This is a genomic window from Rhodococcus sp. AZ1 (assembly GCF_054979605.1).
This window is the reverse complement of sequence record NZ_JBUEQF010000003.1, coordinates 350,771-368,186: the sequence shown is the minus strand read 5'-3', so window position 1 is coordinate 368,186 and position 17,416 is coordinate 350,771. Positions and strand designations below refer to the sequence as shown.

Sequence of the window (17,416 nt, the reverse complement as noted above, 5' to 3'; positions counted from 1 at the left end):
TCCTCCCCGCGAACGCGGGGATGAGCCCTGGTAGCCGCCGGCGCCCTTGCGCTGGCGTTTGTCCTCCCCGCGAATGCGGGGATGAGCCCCCGGGAACCTGCCAGTCAGGGCCGTTGTGTCAGTCCTCCCCGTGAACGCGGGGATGAGCCCAGAACGGGCAGCCGTCGCACAGTGCCGCAGCTGTCCTCCCCGCGAACGCGGGGATGAGCCCACGTGCCTCCGCTGGCGAAGTTGGACCATCGGACATGATGGGCACCAACGCTGCCCCCCACCTCCGAGGACTCCCGCTGGACACGCAAACCCCACTCGTGGCCTTCGTTCTGGCTGCCGCTGTCATCGAGGCCACACCGGGCCCCAACATGACCTACCTGGCCGTGGTCTCGATGACCCGCGGGCGATCCGCGGGCCTGAGCGCGGTGGCCGGGGTTGCACTGGGGCTGCTGCTGATCGGTCTGGTTGCCGGGCTGGGAGCGGCGACACTGATCACGCAGGTGCCCTGGGCGTATCAGACCCTGCGCTTCGGCGGCGCTCTCTATCTGTTCTGGCTCGCCTACCAGTCATGGCGCGGCGCGCAGGATAGGCAGCCGAAACAGAACAACACGCGCTACTTTCGCGACGGGTTGATCACCAACCTCCTGAACCCGAAGGCAGCGCTGTTCTACGTCACGGTGCTGCCGCAATTCATCGTCGACCCGGAATCGGCGCGGTGGCAGTTCCCCGTTCTGGTCCTGATCTACGTGGCCGTGGCCACCACCGTCCACCTACTCATCGTCACGTTCGGAGCCAGGGCGCAGTCCACCCTCGGCGAGAGCAGCCGCGTGACGATCGTGCGCAAGATCTCCGCCGTCGCACTCGGTCTCATCGCTGTGTGGGTGCTGTGGTCCACGCGCTGATGATCGCCCGCCCTACCGCACCAACTACCTACCGCACCAACGCCCCCGCCGCCGCGAGAGCGGGGGCAGACGATCCGGCCCCGGCGACGAACACCGCGAAGGCCAGGTCGCCGCGGATGCCGATGAACCACCCGTGCGCCGGTCCGCCCTGCACCTCGGCGGTTCCGGTCTTGCCGATCAGGTCGGGGACATCGCGCAGCGAGGTGGCCGTGCCCGCGGAGACCACCTCGGCCATCATCTTCTTCAGCGCGTCGGTGACGGCCGGTGCGGGCGGGGGCGGGTTCTGATCGGCGGTGGCGGGCTGCCCGGCAACCATCGTCGGCAGCGGGGTACTGCCCCGTGCGATCGACGCCGCCACCAGCGCCATCCCGAACGGTGACGCCGTCACCGCGCCCTGACCGATGGCCGATTCCACCCGCTCGGCCGCGGTGGTGGCCGCCGGCACCTGCCCGGTCACCGTGGTCAGGCCGGGCGTCACGTAGTCCACGCCGAGCCCGAATTGCAGGGCAGCGTTGCGCAGGGCGTCGTCGGGCAGGTCGACGGCCAGCCGACCCATGGTGGTGTTGCACGAGCGGGCGAACGCGGTGTGCAGCGGCACCTGGCCGAGGTCGAAGTTGTCGTCGTTGGGGATCTGACGTCCCTCGATGTTCTCGGTTCCGGGGCATCCGAGCACGGTGTCGGCCGTGACGGTGCCGGCCTGCAGCGCCGCCGAGGTGGTGACGGTCTTGAACGTCGAACCGGGAGGGTAGAGGCCGGTGAGGGCGATCGGGCCCTGCGCGTCGGCGGCGTCGTTCTGCGCCACCGCCAGCACCGCACCCGTCGACGGCCGCAACGCGACGATCGCTGCGGGCGATCCAACCGCGCCCAGCGCGTTCTCCGCACGCAACTGCAGCGCCGGATCGAGCGTGACCGCGATATCGGGTCCGCCCGTGCCGGGGGCGCCGGCAGCCTGCTGGGCCACCGATCCGTCGGCGTCGACCACCTGCACAGCCCAACCCGGAACCTGCTGCTTCTGCCACAGGTCGGTGATGCCCGCGAGCACCGGTGAGCGCAGTGCCCGGTCCTCGGTGAGCAGGCGACGCTGATCGGCCAGGCTCACCCCGGCCAGCGCGGACAGCCGGTCGCGGATGGGCGCAATGTCGGTATCGCGCAGGGTCACCACGGTGACCGGCTTGCCACCGGCTGCGGCGAGGTCGGCGCGAATCGAGTCGGCGCTCACGCTCGGCGCGCTGGGACCGACGAGGGCGGCCACGGCGGCAGCGTCGGCCGTGGCGTCGACCGTGACGACGGTGACCACGCGCTCGGTCATCAGGGGGTTGCCGTCACCGCCGATCACCGTGGCGGGCTGCTCGGGATCGAGCGGGGTGTAGCGAACGGTCTGCTGTGCGGTCAGGCCGGGAACGATCGCGGCCGGGTCCCACCGCACCTTCGTGGCCCCGGCCGAGTCCACCAGCGTCGCCGTCGTCGAGTACTGCCACTGGCGATCCGGACCGGGGGTGGCCGCACCGGCGGGGGGTGCGAACTTCCAGGTCACGGCCAGGGTCGCGGCGCCCACCGCGCCCTCCACTCCTGCCGGGGGGCCGGCGACGGTGGCGGCGACGGACGGTGTGGCGGTGGTGGTGCCGTTACCGGCCAGCCCGGTGAAGACCTGCGTCAACGTTGTGGTCGCCGCGGCGGGATCGGTGGTCAGCGCAGCCGCGGCGGCGACGTCGGATCTGCTCAGCGCGGCGGCGAAGGCGGTTGCGGTGACCTCGGAGGCGGAGGGTTCGTCCGATCCGCACGCGGTGGCGACAAGCGCGAGGCACACCAGCAGGGCGACGGGGGACAGCACGCGAACACGACGTTTCCGCACCCCGTCGACTATGCCCCACGACCACCCTTGCCAACAGACACGCAACGGTGTAATCATGTAAGCAATACTTCGGTAATGAAGTAATCACCCGTCGCGGGCTGACAGCAGAACGCGACCGACGACTCGAGGAGTCACCCATGAAACCCCATCACGATCTGCACGAACACTTCGCCGAACATCTCCGCCGCCGTGGGTCCGGCCCGCGCCGCGGGGAGGGCGAACACGACCGCGGCCGAGGCCGAGGCGGCCGGGGCCACGGCGGTCCCGACGGCCACGGCGGTCCGCACGAGCGCGGCACCCGCGGCCGCGGATTCGGACGCCCCGGGGGCTGGCAGCAGAAGGACGTCCCGGACGCTGCCGACGCTCCCGAGTGGTTCGCCGGGCGCCTTCCGGCGGACTGGTTCGACGGCACTGCCACCGTCGAGGTCGATCGCGAGGAGATCATCGTCACCGGCACCCTCCCCGCCGAGGAGAACACCTCCGCCGCCACCGCGGACGGGATGATCTCCCGGTTCCGCGAGGGCACCCGCGACGAGCGCATCCGCATCGCCACCGAGGCCGAGGCCCGCTACGGCCGCAAGGTGGCCTGGGCGGTGCGCGTCGGGGAGAGCACCACGCTCTTCACCAGCCTCGCGGTGCCGGTGATGACCCGGCTGCGCCAGCCCGAGCGCAAGGTCCTCGACACCCTCGTCGACGCCGGGGTCGCCCGGTCCCGCGCCGACGCCCTGGCCTGGGCCGTTCGCCTGACCGGCGATCACATCGAGCCCTGGCTCGCGGAACTGCGCGAGGCCATGACGGCGGTCGACGACCTGCGAGCCAAGGGTCCGCAGATCTGAGTCGACGCGGCCGGCTCGACCCGCCGCCCCTCCCCGCGCACCCTTCAGCACTTCGCGCACGCTCCAACATGCGCGGATACACGGGAGGTGCGCGGGTACGCGGGCGGGGCTCCTTCTTCGGCCGACCACCCACTCCAGGGACCGCGGTGCACTGCGGCCAGTAGGGTCGTGGCCATGGCTTCTGCGTCGGATCGGTTCTGGAAACTGCTCGGTCGGTCGGTGTCCAAGGGACACGCCAAGACCCGTGATGCCGTCGCCCGTTCGGCGGAGCATGCGGAGTGGGCCGCCGAGGTCGATCCGGCCGAGGCCGCCACCGAGATGCTCGAGAAGTGGGCGGAGACCCTCGCGGCCAAGGCCGATGATCTGCCGCGGTTCCTCGCGCTCGCCCGCGTCACCGCCGCGAACACCGTGGGCCTCGAGCCGTTCGACACGCAGCTGGTCGGCGCGGTGCGGCTGCTCGAGGGTGATGTGGTGGAGATGGCGACCGGTGAGGGCAAGACCCTTTCCGGCGCGATCGCCGCCGCGGGCTTCGTGCTGCGAGGGCGCGACGTGCACGTGATCTCGGTCAACGACTTCCTCGCTCGTCGCGACGCGGAGTGGATGGGCCCGTTCTACCGGGCGCTGGGGCTGACCGTCGGCTCGATCACGGCCGCGTCCACCGCGCAGGAGCGCCGCGATGCGTACGCGTGCGATGTCACCTACGCCTCGGTCAACGAGATCGGGTTCGACGTGTTGCGCGATCACCTCGTCTCGAGTGTCGACGCCCTCGTCTCACCCACCCCCGACGTCGCGATCATCGACGAGGCCGATTCCGTGCTGGTGGACGAGGCGCTGGTTCCGCTGGTGCTGGCCGGGTCGTCGTCGACGGATGTGCCCACCGCCGAGGTGTTCGACGCGATCGCCGACTTCGAGAAGGGCGTGCACTACGACACCGATCTGGAAGGTCGAAACGTCTTCCTCACCGACGACGGCGCGCAGGCTCTCGAGGAGTCCCTCGGGGTCGATCTGTACTCCGAGGAGCATGTGGGCACCACCCTGGTGCAGGTCAACGTCGCGTTGCACGCGTTGGTGCTGCTCACCCGCGACGTCGACTACATCGTGCGCGACGGGCAGGTGCAGCTGATCAACTCCTCGCGCGGCCGGGTGGCCGAGCTGCAGCGCTGGCCCGACGGGCTCCAGGCCGCGGTGGAGGCCAAGGAGGGTCTGGCCCGCACCGAGACCGGCGAGGTTCTCGACACCATCACCGTGCAGGCCCTCGTGGGGCGCTACCGCACGGTGTGCGGGATGACCGGTACCGCCGTCGCGGCGGGGGAGCAGTTGCGCAAGTTCTACGACCTGGGTGTGTCGGTGATCGAGCCCAACGAGCCGAACATTCGCGTCGACGAGGTCGATCGGGTGTACACCACGGCCATCGAGAAGATCGCGGCCATCGTGGAGTTGGTGCGCACCACGCACGAGACCGGCCAGCCGGTGCTGATCGGTACCCATGACGTCGCCGAGTCCGAGGCCGTGGCCGAGCGCCTCACCGACATCGGTATCGACGCCGTGGTGCTCAACGCCAAGAACGACGCCGAGGAAGCCGAGATCATCGCCCGCGCCGGTCAGCGGGGTGCGGTGACGGTCTCGACGCAGATCGCCGGGCGCGGCACCGACATCCGCCTCGGTGACGGCGTGGCCGAGCTCGGTGGTCTGCTGGTGATCGGTACGGGCCGCTACACCACCGAGCGCCTGGACAACCAGCTGCGCGGCCGCTCGGGGCGTCAGGGCGATCCGGGCCGCTCGGTGTTCTTCGCCAGCTGGGACGACCCGCTGGTGACGGCGTACCTGGCGCCGAGCGATCGGCCCGGCACCTCCGACGACACCGGCTACATCGCATCCCCGGCCGCGGCCAAGCGCATCGATCACGCGCAGCGGGTCGCCGAGGGCGAGATGCTCTCGGCGCATTCGCTGACCTGGCGCTACAACCAGCTCACCGCGCAGCACCGTGAAATCGTCGACGCGCGGCGCACCACGCTGTTGACCACCGACGAGGCGCGCACGCTGCTCACCGAGCGCAATCCCGAGCGGGTGGCCGAACTCGATCTCGACGAGGACGTGCTCGAGACCGTCGCCCGCGAGATCGTGCTGGTGACGCTGGACCGGGCTTGGTCGCAGTACCTGGCCCACCTGGCCGATGTGCGCGAGTCGATCCACCTGCGCGCGCTGGGCCGGGAGAACCCGCTCGACGAATACCACCGCATTGCGATCGAGGCCTTCCGCGATCTCGAGACCACGGCACTCGAGGCGTCCGATCATCTGTTCCGGACCGCGGAGATCGACGAGAAGGGCATCGACCTCGACAACTCCGCCGTGCGTCGCCCGTCGTCGACCTGGACGTACATGATCCACGACAACCCGTTCGAGAACAGCGGCTCGATCTTCGGCTTCTGACGATCCCGAGGTGCGAGAGGCACTATTGCGAGCAGTCACTCTCTAACTTAGAGTGTGACCCATGACACGGGATGCTGGACACACCCTGGCGGAGTTCGATGTCGTGATTCGCGGCGGAACGGTGTTCGACGGTGACGGCGGGCCGGGTGTGCGCGCCGACGTCGGACTACGCGACGGGGTCGTGGCCGCGGTCTCGCCCACCGCACTGCCCGTCGGCCCCGACACCGACGTGGTCGACGCCACCGGCCGCTGGGTGATGCCCGGCTTCATCGACGTGCACACCCACTACGACGCCGAGGTGCTCGTCGGCCCCGGTCTCACCGAGTCCGTGCGGCACGGGGTCACCACCGTGCTGCTGGGCAACTGCTCGCTCTCGACCATCTACTCCACTCCCGTCGACATCGCGGACCTGTTCAGCCGAGTCGAGGCCCTCCCGCGTGAGCACGTGCTCGGCGCGGTCACCGAGCACAAGACGTGGACCGGCCCCGCCGAGTACATCGACGCCCTCGAGCAACTGCCCCTGGGCCCGAACATCGCGGCCATGGTCGGCCACTCGGACCTGCGCGCGCACGTGATGGGACTGGACCGCTCCACCGACCGCACTCAGAAGCCCACCCGCGGCGAAGCCGTCGAGATGCAGGACGCACTCGACAAGGCGCTCGACGCCGGCTTCCTCGGCATGTCCACCATGACCAACCCGTGGGACAAACTCGACGGCGACCGGTACCGCTCACGCTCGCTGCCGTCGTCGTACGCGTCGTGGCGCGAGTTCCGGGCCATGCACCGGGTGCTGCGCCGGCGCGGACGGGTGCTGCAGTCGATCCCCAACCTCAACACGAAGTACGACATGGCCTTCTTCATCGCCACGTCCACCGGCCTGCGTCGACGCCCGCTCAAGGTCTCGCTGCTGGCCGCGGCGGACGCGAAGGCCTCACCGTGGCTCCATCACATCTTCGGTCCGCTGGCGTGGCTGACCAACCGGGTCGGGCGCGGTCAGTTCCGCTGGCAGCACCTGCCCACCGCGTTCGACGTGTACTCCGACGGCATCGACCTGGTGGTGTTCGAGGAGTTCGGCTCGGGTCGGGCGGCGCTGCACCTCAACGACGAGCTCGCCCGCAACGAGCTGCTGAAGGACGAGGCGTACCGGCGCTGGTTCCGCGCGGACTTCGAGAAGAAGTTCTCCTCGAGGGTGTGGCACCGCGACTTCGGCGACGCGTTCATCACCGAGTGCCCCGATGCGTCGCTGATCGGGCGCACCGTCGCCGACGTCGCGCGCGAACGCGGCATCGACGTGGTGGACGCGTTCCTGGACCTGGTGGTCGAGCACGGGCGAAAGTTGCGCTGGCACACCACCATCGTCAATCACCGCCGCAAGCAGCTGGATCGGCTGATCACCCGCCCGGGCGTGACCGTGGGCTTCTCCGACGCCGGGGCGCACCTGCGCAACATGGCGTTCTACAACTTCGGCATCCGCCTGCTCGCCCGTGTGCACGGCGCCCGCAAGCAGTTCCTCACCGTCGGGCAGGCCGCCCACAAGCTCTCCGGTGAGCTGGCCGATTTCTACGGCATCGACGCCGGACACATTCGCCACGGCGACCGAGCCGACATCGTGGTGATCGACCCGGCCGGCCTCGACGAGAGCGCCGCCAACGCGTACCACGAGGCGCCGATGCCCGAGTTCGGTGGACTGAGCCGCATGGTCAACCGCAACGACGACGCCGTCACCGCCACCATCATCGGCGGTCGCGTGGTCTACCGGCGGGGAGTGTTCGCGTCGTGGTTCGGAACCTCGGAGCGGGCGGGCCGGTTCCTGCGGGCCGGGCGGCGGTCCACCGCGCCGGTGCGCACTACAGTCACTGTATGACGCGCACGCAGCAGCAACGGCGCGATCGCACCATCGGTCTGCTGTTGGACGCCACCATCGATTCGCTGTGCGAGAAGGGGTACGCGGGAACCACGGTTGCCGAGGTGGTCGGCCGGGCCGGGGTGTCCTCGGGTGCACTGTTCCGCCACTTCCCTACCCGCCTCGATCTCATCGTCGCGGCGGCGGACGAGGTACGACGGCGACAGTTCGCGCAGTTCCGGGTGGGTCTGGCGAGCTTCGGCAGCGCATCGGTACCGCGATGCCTCGAGCTGCTCCGCGCAGCGTGTCGGGCCCCGATCAACGGCGCCTGGTACGAGTTGCTCATCGCCGCGCGCAGCGATGCGCTGCTGCGTGAGCGTCTGGTTCCGTTCACCGTCCGCTACCACCGGGAGATCTCGGAAACCGCCCGCGCGCTGCCGGTGGCGGCGTTCCTGGACCCGGACTCTCTGGACACAGTGGTGATGAGCGTGGTGTACCTGCTCGACGGTGAGGCCCTGAGCGCCGTTGTACATCCGGAACCGGAGCAGGAAATAATGCGTCTCGAGCTGATCGCCCGTCTGCTCACCTCGTCCATCCCCAAGGAGATCGCCGGATGACAGCCCCCGCGCACACCTGGTCGGTCATCACCGACGGTGCCCTGATTCCCGTCTACGAGTACGGCAGTCGCGACGCCGAGTACACGGTGCTCCTGGTGCACGGATACCCCGACGATCACTACATGTACGAGGCGATGATCGACGCCATCGGTGACCGCGCCCGGGTGATCACCTACGACACCCGCGGCTGCGGGAACACCCCGGTGGCCATCGGCCGCGAGCAGTACACCCTCGAGCACCTGACCAACGACACCTATGCGGTGCTCGATTCGGTGCCCGACCTGCGCGGGCCGGTGCATGTGTTCGCGCACGACTGGGGCTCGACGCAGACGTGGAACACCATGGCCGACCCGCGGGCCGCGGCGGTCTTCGGCTCGTTCGTCTCGGTGTCGGGTCCCAGCCTGGACCATCTTCGTCAGGTCCTGCAGTTGCGCCGGAGTTCGATCGTGCGCTGGCCCGCCCTGATCGGGCAGCTCCGCCGATCCTGGTACGTCTTCGCCTTCCACCTGCCCCTGCCGCTGTGGCTGGTGCCGACGGCGTTCATCTTCCTCGGCGGACGCGCCCCGAAGCCACGGCCCAACGTCGCCAACCTCATGCGCGGGGTGCAGATGTACCGCACCAACGTGCGGGCGCGACTGCGCCGCGGACCGGCTCCCGCCTGCGCGGTGCGCACCGTGCTGGTCACCCCTCTCGGCGACCCCTATCTCGCCCCGGACCTCGCCGACGGCGTCGACGAGTGGGCCGACGACGTGCGCGTGGTGGCCGTGGACTCCGGGCACTGGTGGCCGTACTCGCATCCGCGTGAGGCAGCCGAACTGCTGCTCGAGACCGCCAAGGGCTGACCGTCCACTGGCTGGTCAGAGTCGTTCGAGCACCCCGTCGAACACGTGCTCGGCCGCCCCGATCAGCGCAGCCGACTCACCGAGTGACGCCGGGAGCACCTCGACCCGGCGCCCGCGCATCACCACCGACCGACCCAGCATCGCGGTCACGGGCTCGGCCACCAGCGGGAGCAGCTGTGCGAACAGGCCACCGAGCACCAGTGCGCGAGGGTCGAGAAGGGTGACGACGCTGGTGACGCCGCAGGCGAACCACTCGGCGTAGTCGTCCAGCTGGGTCGGGCGCGGCACCCGACCGGATGCGATGTCACCCACCCGCGCCGCGATGTCCGCCGCCGACGCCGACTCGGTGAGGTTCAGCGCTCGCATCGCCGCGGCGCGGCCCACCTCGGTCTCCCAGCACCCGCTCGCCCCGCATCGACACCGTCGGCCGTCGCGTCGGACGGGCATGTGCCCGAGTTCGCCCGCGTACCCCTGCGCTCCGACAAGGGCCACACCGCCGCTGATGAGGCCGGCACCGACACCGACGTCGGCCAGGAGATACACCACGTCCTCGATCTGCCGCGCCGCGCCGCGAAGGTGCTCGGCGACGGCACCGAGATCGGATTCGTTGCCCACGGACACCTCGAACCCCACACGCTCACCGAGCAGAGCGCCCAGGGGAACGTCGGTCCAGCCCAGGTTCGGCGCCGAGCGCACCACCTGATCGCCCGACCGCACCAGCCCCGGCACCGCCACGCCCACGCCGGCCGGTGCACACCCCATCGCCCCCTGCAGCGCGGCCACGGCGCCACCGAGCAGATCCACGATGCTGGGCGGGTCGGCCTCGCGCGGGATGCACACCCGCCGCTCGGCCAGAACCGACCCGCCGAACCCGACCGCAGCCGCCACCAGGGCGTCGACGGCCAGGTCCAGCGCCACCACCCACACCCCCGTCGGGGTCGGTTCCACCAGAAGCGACGGCCGACCGGCGGTGCCACCCCCGGCTGCGTCCACCGAGCCGGTCTCGGTGACCAACCCGTCGCAGACGAGGGCGTCGACGACGGACTTGATGGTGGAGCGGTTGAGCCCGAGACCGGCCGCGAGGTCGGCTCTCGTGCACGCCCCGGTCAGGTGCAGGCGGCGCACCACGGCGGTGCGGTTGGCCCGGCGAATCTCGTCCGGCCGAGTACCCCTGTCCAGGCGGGCGACCCGACGTGCGGTCATCGACCTGCGTTCGACCTGCGTCGCGAGAGGGCATCGACACTGGCCGCGAGCAGCAGCACCAGACCGGTGACGATCGAGACCACCGCGGCGGACTCGTTCAGCCCGCGCAGGCCGTTGTCGATCACCGCGATCACGGCCGCACCGATCACCGCGTCGCGGACGCGGCCCTTGCCGCCGAACAGCGACGTTCCACCGATCACCGCCGCGCCGACGGCGAAGAGCAGGGTGTTGCCGCCGCCGGCCTGCGGGTCCACCGAACCCACCTTCGACGCCGAGACGATCGCACCGAGCGCCGCGATCGAGGAGGACACCACGAACACGCTCATCCGGATTCGACGGACGTCGATACCGGCGCGGCGAGCTGCCTCGGCGTTGCCACCGACGGCGTAGATGTGTCGGCCGTAGGAGGTGCGGTCGAGCACGAACGTCCCGGCCACCAGCACCGCCAGCACGATCGGCACCACGTACGGGATGCCGACGATGGTGGTGGTCGCCGCACCGAGGCTGCGGTTGCGGGTGAGCGCGGCGGTGGCGATGGCGCCGAGCAGCGCGAGCGCCGCGATCTTCGCCAACAGGATCGTCGTGGGTGGTGCGACGAGTCCCTGCGCGAGGCGAGCGCGTTGACGGGTGAGGGTCACCGCCGCGTAGCCACCGACCACCACGGCCAGCAGCACCCAGCTCCCCCAGATCGGCAGCGAGCGGTTGGCGATGGCGAACAGCACCGGGTTGTCCGACAGGCCCAGGGTGCCGCCCTCGCCGATCAGTTTGAGCACCACCCCGCCCCAGGCGAGGAACAGCGCCAGGGTCACCACGAACGACGGGATGCCCACCCGGGAGACGAGGAACCCGGTGAGCGCGCCGATGGTGGCACCGACGCACACCGCGAGCACGATCTCGATCCACGGATTGGCCGGGAATCCCACCAGCACGATCAGCAGTCCGAGGACGGCCGGGACGATCGCCACCCACAACCTCGTCAGGGCGGCGAGGACGGCTCCGAGCGCGAACACGAGGCAGAAGATCACGAACACCGTGTTGCCCATCGCGCCGAGGAGATTGCCGTTCTCGGTGTAGTGCAGCGCGAGCACCGCTGCCGCCACACCCGACGCGGTTCCGGCGGAGAGGTCGATCTCCCCGAGCAGCAGCACGAACACCAGACCCATGGCGATCAGCGCGGTGGCCGCGCCCTGGGTGAGCAGGTTCGCCAGGTTCGACAGCGACCGGAAGTCCGGCGATCGGGAGACGAAGTACACCAGCAGCACCGCGAGTCCGGCCAGCGCCGGCAGGGCCCCGAGTTCACCGCCGCGTACCCGCGAGAGGTAGTCGCGGATCGCGCCGGCGAACGAGCGCTGCGCGGTGTCGATGGCGAAATCCGAATCCGCCTGCCCTGCAGTCTTGTTCGTGTTCACGGTCATATCGCCACCTCGGATGCCTCGGCGGGGGCCAGTCCGATGTCGCCGGAACGACCCGTGGTGATCAGTTCGACGATGCGCCCCGACGACACCGACGACGTGGGAACCTGCGCCGCCATGCGGCCGAGGAACAGCGCCGCCACCGAGTCGGAGACCTCCATGACGTCGTTCATGTTGTGAGAGATCAGCAGCACTCCCACACCCGAATCCGCCAGTCGGCGAACGAGATCGAGAACCTGCCGCGTCTGGGCGACCCCGAGCGCCGCGGTGGGCTCGTCGAGCAGGACCACGCGAGAGTTCCACAGCACGGACTTCGCGATGGCCACCGTCTGTCGCTGCCCTCCGGAGAGGGCAGCGACCGGGGTGCGCACCGACTTCACGGTGCGCACCGACAGTGATGCGAGAGCCTCGCGTGCAGATCTCTCCATCGACGCCTCGTCCAGTAGACCACCGGACGTGACCTCGCGACCGAGGAACATGTTCTGCACGATGTCGAGGTTGTCGCACAGGGCGAGGTCCTGGTAGACCACCTCGATCCCCAGTGCCGCTGCCTGTTTCGGGTTCGAGACCGACACCTCTCGGCCATCGAATCGGACCGTGCCCGAGTCGGATCCGTGGATCCCGGCGATGCACTTGACGAGGGTGGACTTACCCGCGCCGTTGTCGCCGACCAGCGCGGTGACCGTACCCGCCTCGATGGTGAGATCGACGTCGTGCAGCACGTGCACGGGCCCGAAACTCTTGTTGATGCCCTGCAGCTGCAGGATCGGGGTGCTCTTCTCGCTCATGGTCGATCAGATACCCGCCGCGGTGCAGGCGGCTGCGACATCACCGGTGCACAGGTCTTCCTTCTTGATCGCACCTGCGTCGAGAACCACCTTCACGTTGGCCTTGGTGATGGTGACCGGGTCCAGCAGCACGGACTTGACGGTGCGGTTGCCCACCGGGTCGTCGGAGGAACCGGCGGCCTTGGTGCCGGCGGCTGCGGTGTCACCCTTGGCCAGGTCGATCGCCAGGGCAGCGGCGGCCGCGGCTTCCTTGGACACGTCCTTGAACACCGTCATGCACTGGTCGCCCCGCAGGATCGCCTTGAGGCCGTCCTCGGTGGCGTCCTGCCCGGTGACGGGAACCTTGCCGTTGAGCCCGTTCTTCTGCAGCACCGTCACCACCGCGCCGGCCAGGCCGTCGTTGGCAGCGAGCACACCCTCGACCTTGCCGCCGTTACCGTTGAGCAGCTGCTCGAAGGTGGTGCCGCCCACCTGGTTGTCCCAGTCGGGGATGGCCTGATCGCCCACCAGCCGCAGCGCGCCGGAGTCGTAGAGGGGCTGGAGCACCTGCAGTGCGCCCGCCTTGAACAGCGTTGCGTTGTTGTCGGTGGGCGAGCCGTTGATCTGGATCACCGGGGCGGCAGGCTTGTTGCCGATGCAGTCCACCAGGCCCTGGCCCTGCAGCTTGCCGACGGTCGTCGCGTCGAACGAGACGTAGTAGTCGGCGGAGCCGCCGAGTGTCAGACGGTCGTAGTCGATGGTCGCGACGCCGGCCTCCTTGGCCTTCTTCTGCACGGCCGCGCCCGATGCCGAGGACAGGTTGGTCATCAGGATCACCTTGGCGCCCTGGCTGATCATCGAGTCCGCGATCGTGGAGAACTTGGTGGTGTCACCCTCGGCGTTCTGGATGATCGGGTCGAGTCCGGCGTCGGTGAGGGCCTTCTGCAGCAGCGGGCGGTCCTGCGACTCCCACCGCGCGGAGGACTTGGTGTCGGGCAGGATCACGCCGACCTTGATGCCGCCGTTGCCGCTTCCGCCGCCACTCGACGAGGTGCCCGAGCCGCTGGAGCTGTTGCTGCCACAGGCGGTGACGGCGAGCATGAGGCCGACCCCTGCGGTCGCGAGAATGAGCTTGCTGTTGTGTCGCACGCGAGCGTTCCTTCCGTTCGTGCCGATCCCGACGGACGGCGTAAGTTGCGAGCAACAACATAACCGTCGGTGTGACGTGGACAACACGAAATGGAAAACTTCGTGTGAAGCAGGTCACAGATTCGTGTCGGCACCCACGGTGAGGTCTCGAACCTGCGCGTACCGCTCCCGCACGACTGGCGTGGGATCGGCCTCGTACGTCGTCCGGGCGGACGACGGGGTCCATGCCGGGGGCGACGCACTGCCCGACAGCACCCACGCCGCCTGACGCGCTGCCCCGTCGGCCACGTACTCGCCCGGCTCGGGCACCACCACGGGCAACCCGAGAATCGACGGTGCCAGCGTCCGCAGCGCCACCGACCGCGCACCACCGCCCACCAGCAACACCCGCCGACCCTGAACACCCTGCGCCAGAAGATGATCGAGAGCATCGGCCAGCCCGCACAGCACACCCTCCACCGCGGCCCGCGCCAGGTGCGCGGGCGTGGAGTTGGCCAGGTCGAGGCCGTGGACCGCACCCTTGGCATGCGGACGGTTCGGGGTGCGCTCACCCTCGAGATATGGCACTACCACCAGCCCGTCGCTGGTGGTGGACAGGGCCATCTCCGACAGGCGGTCGAGGTTCACGCCGAGAATCCGGGCGGCGGCATCGAGCACGCGGGCGGCGTTGAGAGTGCACACCAGCGGCAGGTGGTGACCGGTGGCGTCGGCGAAACCGGCCACCGCACCGGAGGCGTCGCGGGCGGGTACGGCGCTGACCGCACACACCACCCCGGACGTTCCCACCGACACCACGACGTCGCCCACCTCGGCGCCGAGCGCCAGCGCGGCACCGGCATTGTCGCCGGTGCCGGGCCCCACCACTGCTCCGGTCGTCGCCGCCGTCCCCACGGCCTCGGCCACACCGGCCACCCGCGGCAGACGGGGTCGGCGCCCGCGCAGCGCCAACTCCAGCAGATCCTCCCGGTAGTAGCCGGTGGCCGCGGAGAAGTAGCCGGTGCCGCTGGCGTCACCGCGATCGGTCACCAGGTCGTCGAGCGATCCCATGCCACCCAGTCGCCATGTCAGCCAGTCGTGCGGAAGGCACACCGCCGCAGTGCGATCGGCGTTCGCTGGTTCGGCATCTGCCAGCCAGCGCAGCTTGGCCGCGGTCACCGCTGCCACCGGCACCACCCCCACCGCGTCGGCCCACGCCTGCCCGCCGCCGAGATCGGTCACCAGATCCGCCGCGGCCGTCGCCGAACGTGTGTCGTTCCACAGCAGCGCCGGGCGCACCACCTCGCCCGTGTCGTCGAGCGTCACCATCCCGTGCTGCTGCCCGGCCACCGCAATGGCGGCGACATCGCTCAGACCACCGGCCTGCGCTATTGCCTCGTCGAACGCCTCACCCCACAGCCGCGGGTCCACCTCGGTGCCGTCGGGGTGCGCGGCACGACCGGAGCGCACCAGCGCCCCCGTCTCCGCGTCGCGGACAACCACCTTGCACGACTGGGTGGACGAATCCACCCCTGCCACCAACGCCATGACATCTCTCCCTGACCCGCACGACCCCCGCACCGAGCACCGTACGCGCGAGGAGGGCGTCGGATACGGTGATCGACCGTGAGCGCCGATCCGGACGACTTCCGCCTTCGGGTGATGCTCGGCGCCCTCGATCTGTTCGAGGCCAAGGGCTACGAGACCACCACCGTCGACGAGATCGCCGACGCCGCAGGCATCTCCCGCCGCACCTTCTTCCGGCAGTTCCGGGCCAAGGAGGATGTGGTGTTCGTCGACCACGAGCTCGCCGTCGACGACATCTCGCGCCACCTCGCCGACGACCACGACGATCCCCGCGCCGCGGTCGTCGAGGCCGCCGTCATGGTGTACGACCGTTTCGCCGGGTCCATCGACACCACCGCGCGGCGGTATCACATCGTCAAGGACGTCCCGGTGCTGCGCGATCGCGAGATCGTCATGACCTTCCGTTACGAGGGATTGTTCACCGACTATCTGCGGGGCGCCCTGCCCGAGTCCAGCGAGGTGGAGGCGGTGCAGTTCGCCGCCGCCGTCACCGCCACCCACAACTACCTGCTCCGACGCTTCCTCCGGCACGGCTCGACGGGCAGCGTCGCCGATACGCGCGAGGAGATCCGTCGCGCCCTCGACGAGCTGATCTCGCGGTTCGAGCGCTCCGGCGAGGTGGTGGTGGCCGTCTTCCCACGCGGGACGCAGCCGAAGGAGATCCTCGACGCCCTCACCGAGCACCTCTGACACGGGCGCGCCCCCGTACTCGGGGGGCGTGACACCGCGTGCCAGCCGTGAGGTCTGTCATGTGATCGTGTCTTGTCGTTTCCCATGTTCGGTCGTACCATTGAGCCATTCATTGGCACTGCGTGCCATACCCCTGACCCTGGAAGGTTCGACTCATGGCCGGCAACCCCGACTTCGACCTGTTCGCACTGCCCGAGGAGCACGACGAACTGCGTGCCGCGATCCGCGCGCTCTCGGAGAAGGAGATCGCGCCCTACGCCGCCGAGGTCGACGAGAACGAGCGCTACCCCGAGGAGGCGGCAAAGGCTCTGGTGGCCAACGGTTTCCACGCCGTCCACGTCCCCGAGGAGTACGGCGGCCAGGGCGCCGACTCGGTGGCCGCCTGCATCGTCATCGAGGAGGTGGCGCGCGTGTGCGCGTCGTCGTCGCTGATCCCGGCCGTCAACAAGCTCGGCACCATGGGCCTGATCCTCAGCGGCAGCGAGGACCTCAAGAAGAAGGTGCTCCCGTCCATCGCCGCGGGTGACGGCGCGTCCTACGGGCTGTCCGAGCGCGAGGCCGGTTCCGACGCCGCGTCGATGAAGACCCGCGCCAAGGCCGACGGCGACGACTGGATCCTCAACGGCACCAAGGCCTGGATCACCAACGCCGGTGTCTCCACCTGGTACACCGTCATGGCCGTCACCGATCCGGACAAGGGCGCCAACGGCATCTCGGCGTTCATGGTGCACAAGGATGACGAGGGCTTCTCCGTCGGAACCAAGGAGCGCAAGCTCGGCATCAAGGGCAGCCCCACCCGCGAGCTGCACTTCGAGAACTGCCGCATCCCCGGCGACCGCATCGTCGGCGAGCCCGGCACCGGCTTCAAGACCGCGCTGAAGACCCTCGACCACACTCGCCCCACCATCGGCGCCCAGGCCGTCGGCATCGCGCAGGGTGCACTCGACGCCGCCATCGCCTACACCAAGGACCGCAAGCAGTTCGGCAAGTCCATCTCCACCTTCCAGGGTGTGGAGTTCATGCTCGCCGACATGGCCATGGAGATCGAGGCCGCGCGCCTGATGGTCTACAGCGCCGCCGCTCGTGCCGAGCGGGGCGAGCAGCAGATCGGCTTCATCACCGCCGCCTCCAAGTGCTTCGCCTCCGACGTCGCCATGAAGGTCACCACCAACGCCGTCCAGCTCTTCGGCGGCGCCGGCTACACCCGTGACTTCCCCGTCGAGCGCATGATGCGCGACGCCAAGATCACCCAGATCTACGAGGGCACCAACCAGATCCAGCGGGTGGTCATGTCCCGCGCCCTCCTGCGCTGACCCCCG

14 protein-coding genes are annotated in these 17,416 nt (G+C 69.7%); 8 read left to right on the top strand and 6 right to left on the bottom strand.

From position 1 onward, the window contains the following. Nucleotides 1–308 precede the first annotated feature (308 nt). A complete protein-coding gene (locus ACY48E_RS06135; RefSeq protein WP_462871217.1) occupies nt 309–893 on the top strand; it encodes a LysE family translocator in 585 nt (194 codons plus the stop codon). A 28-nt stretch (nt 894–921) separates the two neighbouring features. Here ACY48E_RS06135 and ACY48E_RS06130 read toward each other — a convergent pair whose 3' ends face one another. Next, complete coding sequence (locus ACY48E_RS06130; RefSeq protein ID WP_462871216.1) at nt 922–2,724, bottom strand: penicillin-binding transpeptidase domain-containing protein; 1,803 nt, start codon at nt 2,722–2,724, stop codon at nt 922–924. Between the two features lie 158 nt (nt 2,725–2,882). Here ACY48E_RS06130 and ACY48E_RS06125 point away from each other — a divergent pair, with 158 nt between their 5' ends. The 5 genes from ACY48E_RS06125 (at nt 2,883) to ACY48E_RS06105 (ending at nt 9,313) form a co-directional block, all read left to right on the top strand. Then, a complete protein-coding gene (locus ACY48E_RS06125) occupies nt 2,883–3,581 on the top strand; it encodes a hypothetical protein (RefSeq protein ID WP_462871215.1) in 699 nt (232 codons plus the stop codon). 174 nt (nt 3,582–3,755) lie between these two features. Continuing rightward, nucleotides 3,756–6,011 (top strand): accessory Sec system translocase SecA2, encoded by a 2,256-nt coding sequence (gene secA2, locus ACY48E_RS06120; protein WP_462871214.1) that lies wholly within the window; start codon nt 3,756–3,758, stop codon nt 6,009–6,011. A gap of 61 nt (nt 6,012–6,072) precedes the next feature. Then, nucleotides 6,073–7,875: an N-acyl-D-amino-acid deacylase family protein gene (locus ACY48E_RS06115; protein WP_462871213.1), complete on the top strand. Its 1,803-nt coding sequence runs from the start codon at nt 6,073–6,075 to the stop codon at nt 7,873–7,875. Continuing rightward, on the top strand, nt 7,872–8,471 hold the full coding sequence (locus tag ACY48E_RS06110) for a TetR/AcrR family transcriptional regulator (RefSeq protein ID WP_462871212.1): 600 nt from the start codon (nt 7,872–7,874) through the stop codon (nt 8,469–8,471). Before ACY48E_RS06115 ends, ACY48E_RS06110 begins: the two co-directional genes overlap by 4 nt. Next, nucleotides 8,468–9,313 (top strand): alpha/beta fold hydrolase, encoded by an 846-nt coding sequence (locus ACY48E_RS06105; RefSeq protein WP_462871211.1) that lies wholly within the window; start codon nt 8,468–8,470, stop codon nt 9,311–9,313. The genes ACY48E_RS06110 and ACY48E_RS06105 overlap by 4 nt, the downstream gene beginning before the upstream one ends. 15 nt (nt 9,314–9,328) lie before the next feature. On the opposite strand, the gene ACY48E_RS06100 is transcribed toward ACY48E_RS06105, so the two are convergent. The 5 genes from ACY48E_RS06100 to ACY48E_RS06080 all read right to left on the bottom strand — a co-directional run bounded on the left by ACY48E_RS06100 (nt 9,329) and on the right by ACY48E_RS06080 (nt 15,368). Then, complete coding sequence (locus ACY48E_RS06100; RefSeq protein ID WP_462871210.1) at nt 9,329–10,516, bottom strand: ROK family protein; 1,188 nt, start codon at nt 10,514–10,516, stop codon at nt 9,329–9,331. Next, nucleotides 10,513–11,931 (bottom strand): sugar ABC transporter permease, encoded by a 1,419-nt coding sequence (locus ACY48E_RS06095; protein WP_462871209.1) that lies wholly within the window; start codon nt 11,929–11,931, stop codon nt 10,513–10,515. Before ACY48E_RS06095 ends, ACY48E_RS06100 begins: the two co-directional genes overlap by 4 nt. Beyond that, complete coding sequence (locus ACY48E_RS06090; RefSeq protein WP_462871208.1) at nt 11,928–12,716, bottom strand: ATP-binding cassette domain-containing protein; 789 nt, start codon at nt 12,714–12,716, stop codon at nt 11,928–11,930. The genes ACY48E_RS06095 and ACY48E_RS06090 overlap by 4 nt, the downstream gene beginning before the upstream one ends. 6 nt (nt 12,717–12,722) lie before the next feature. After that, a complete protein-coding gene (locus ACY48E_RS06085) occupies nt 12,723–13,844 on the bottom strand; it encodes a sugar ABC transporter substrate-binding protein (protein ID WP_462871207.1) in 1,122 nt (373 codons plus the stop codon). Between the two features lie 114 nt (nt 13,845–13,958). Then, nucleotides 13,959–15,368 (bottom strand): FGGY family carbohydrate kinase, encoded by a 1,410-nt coding sequence (locus tag ACY48E_RS06080; protein ID WP_462871206.1) that lies wholly within the window; start codon nt 15,366–15,368, stop codon nt 13,959–13,961. A 78-nt stretch (nt 15,369–15,446) separates the two neighbouring features. On the opposite strand from ACY48E_RS06080, the gene ACY48E_RS06075 reads away from it, so the two are divergent. Together ACY48E_RS06075 and ACY48E_RS06070 are read left to right on the top strand one after the other, a co-directional pair. Continuing rightward, a complete protein-coding gene (locus ACY48E_RS06075; RefSeq protein ID WP_462871205.1) occupies nt 15,447–16,097 on the top strand; it encodes a TetR/AcrR family transcriptional regulator in 651 nt (216 codons plus the stop codon). 155 nt (nt 16,098–16,252) lie between these two features. Next, a complete protein-coding gene (locus ACY48E_RS06070) occupies nt 16,253–17,410 on the top strand; it encodes an acyl-CoA dehydrogenase (protein WP_462871204.1) in 1,158 nt (385 codons plus the stop codon). Nucleotides 17,411–17,416: the final 6 nt, after the last annotated feature.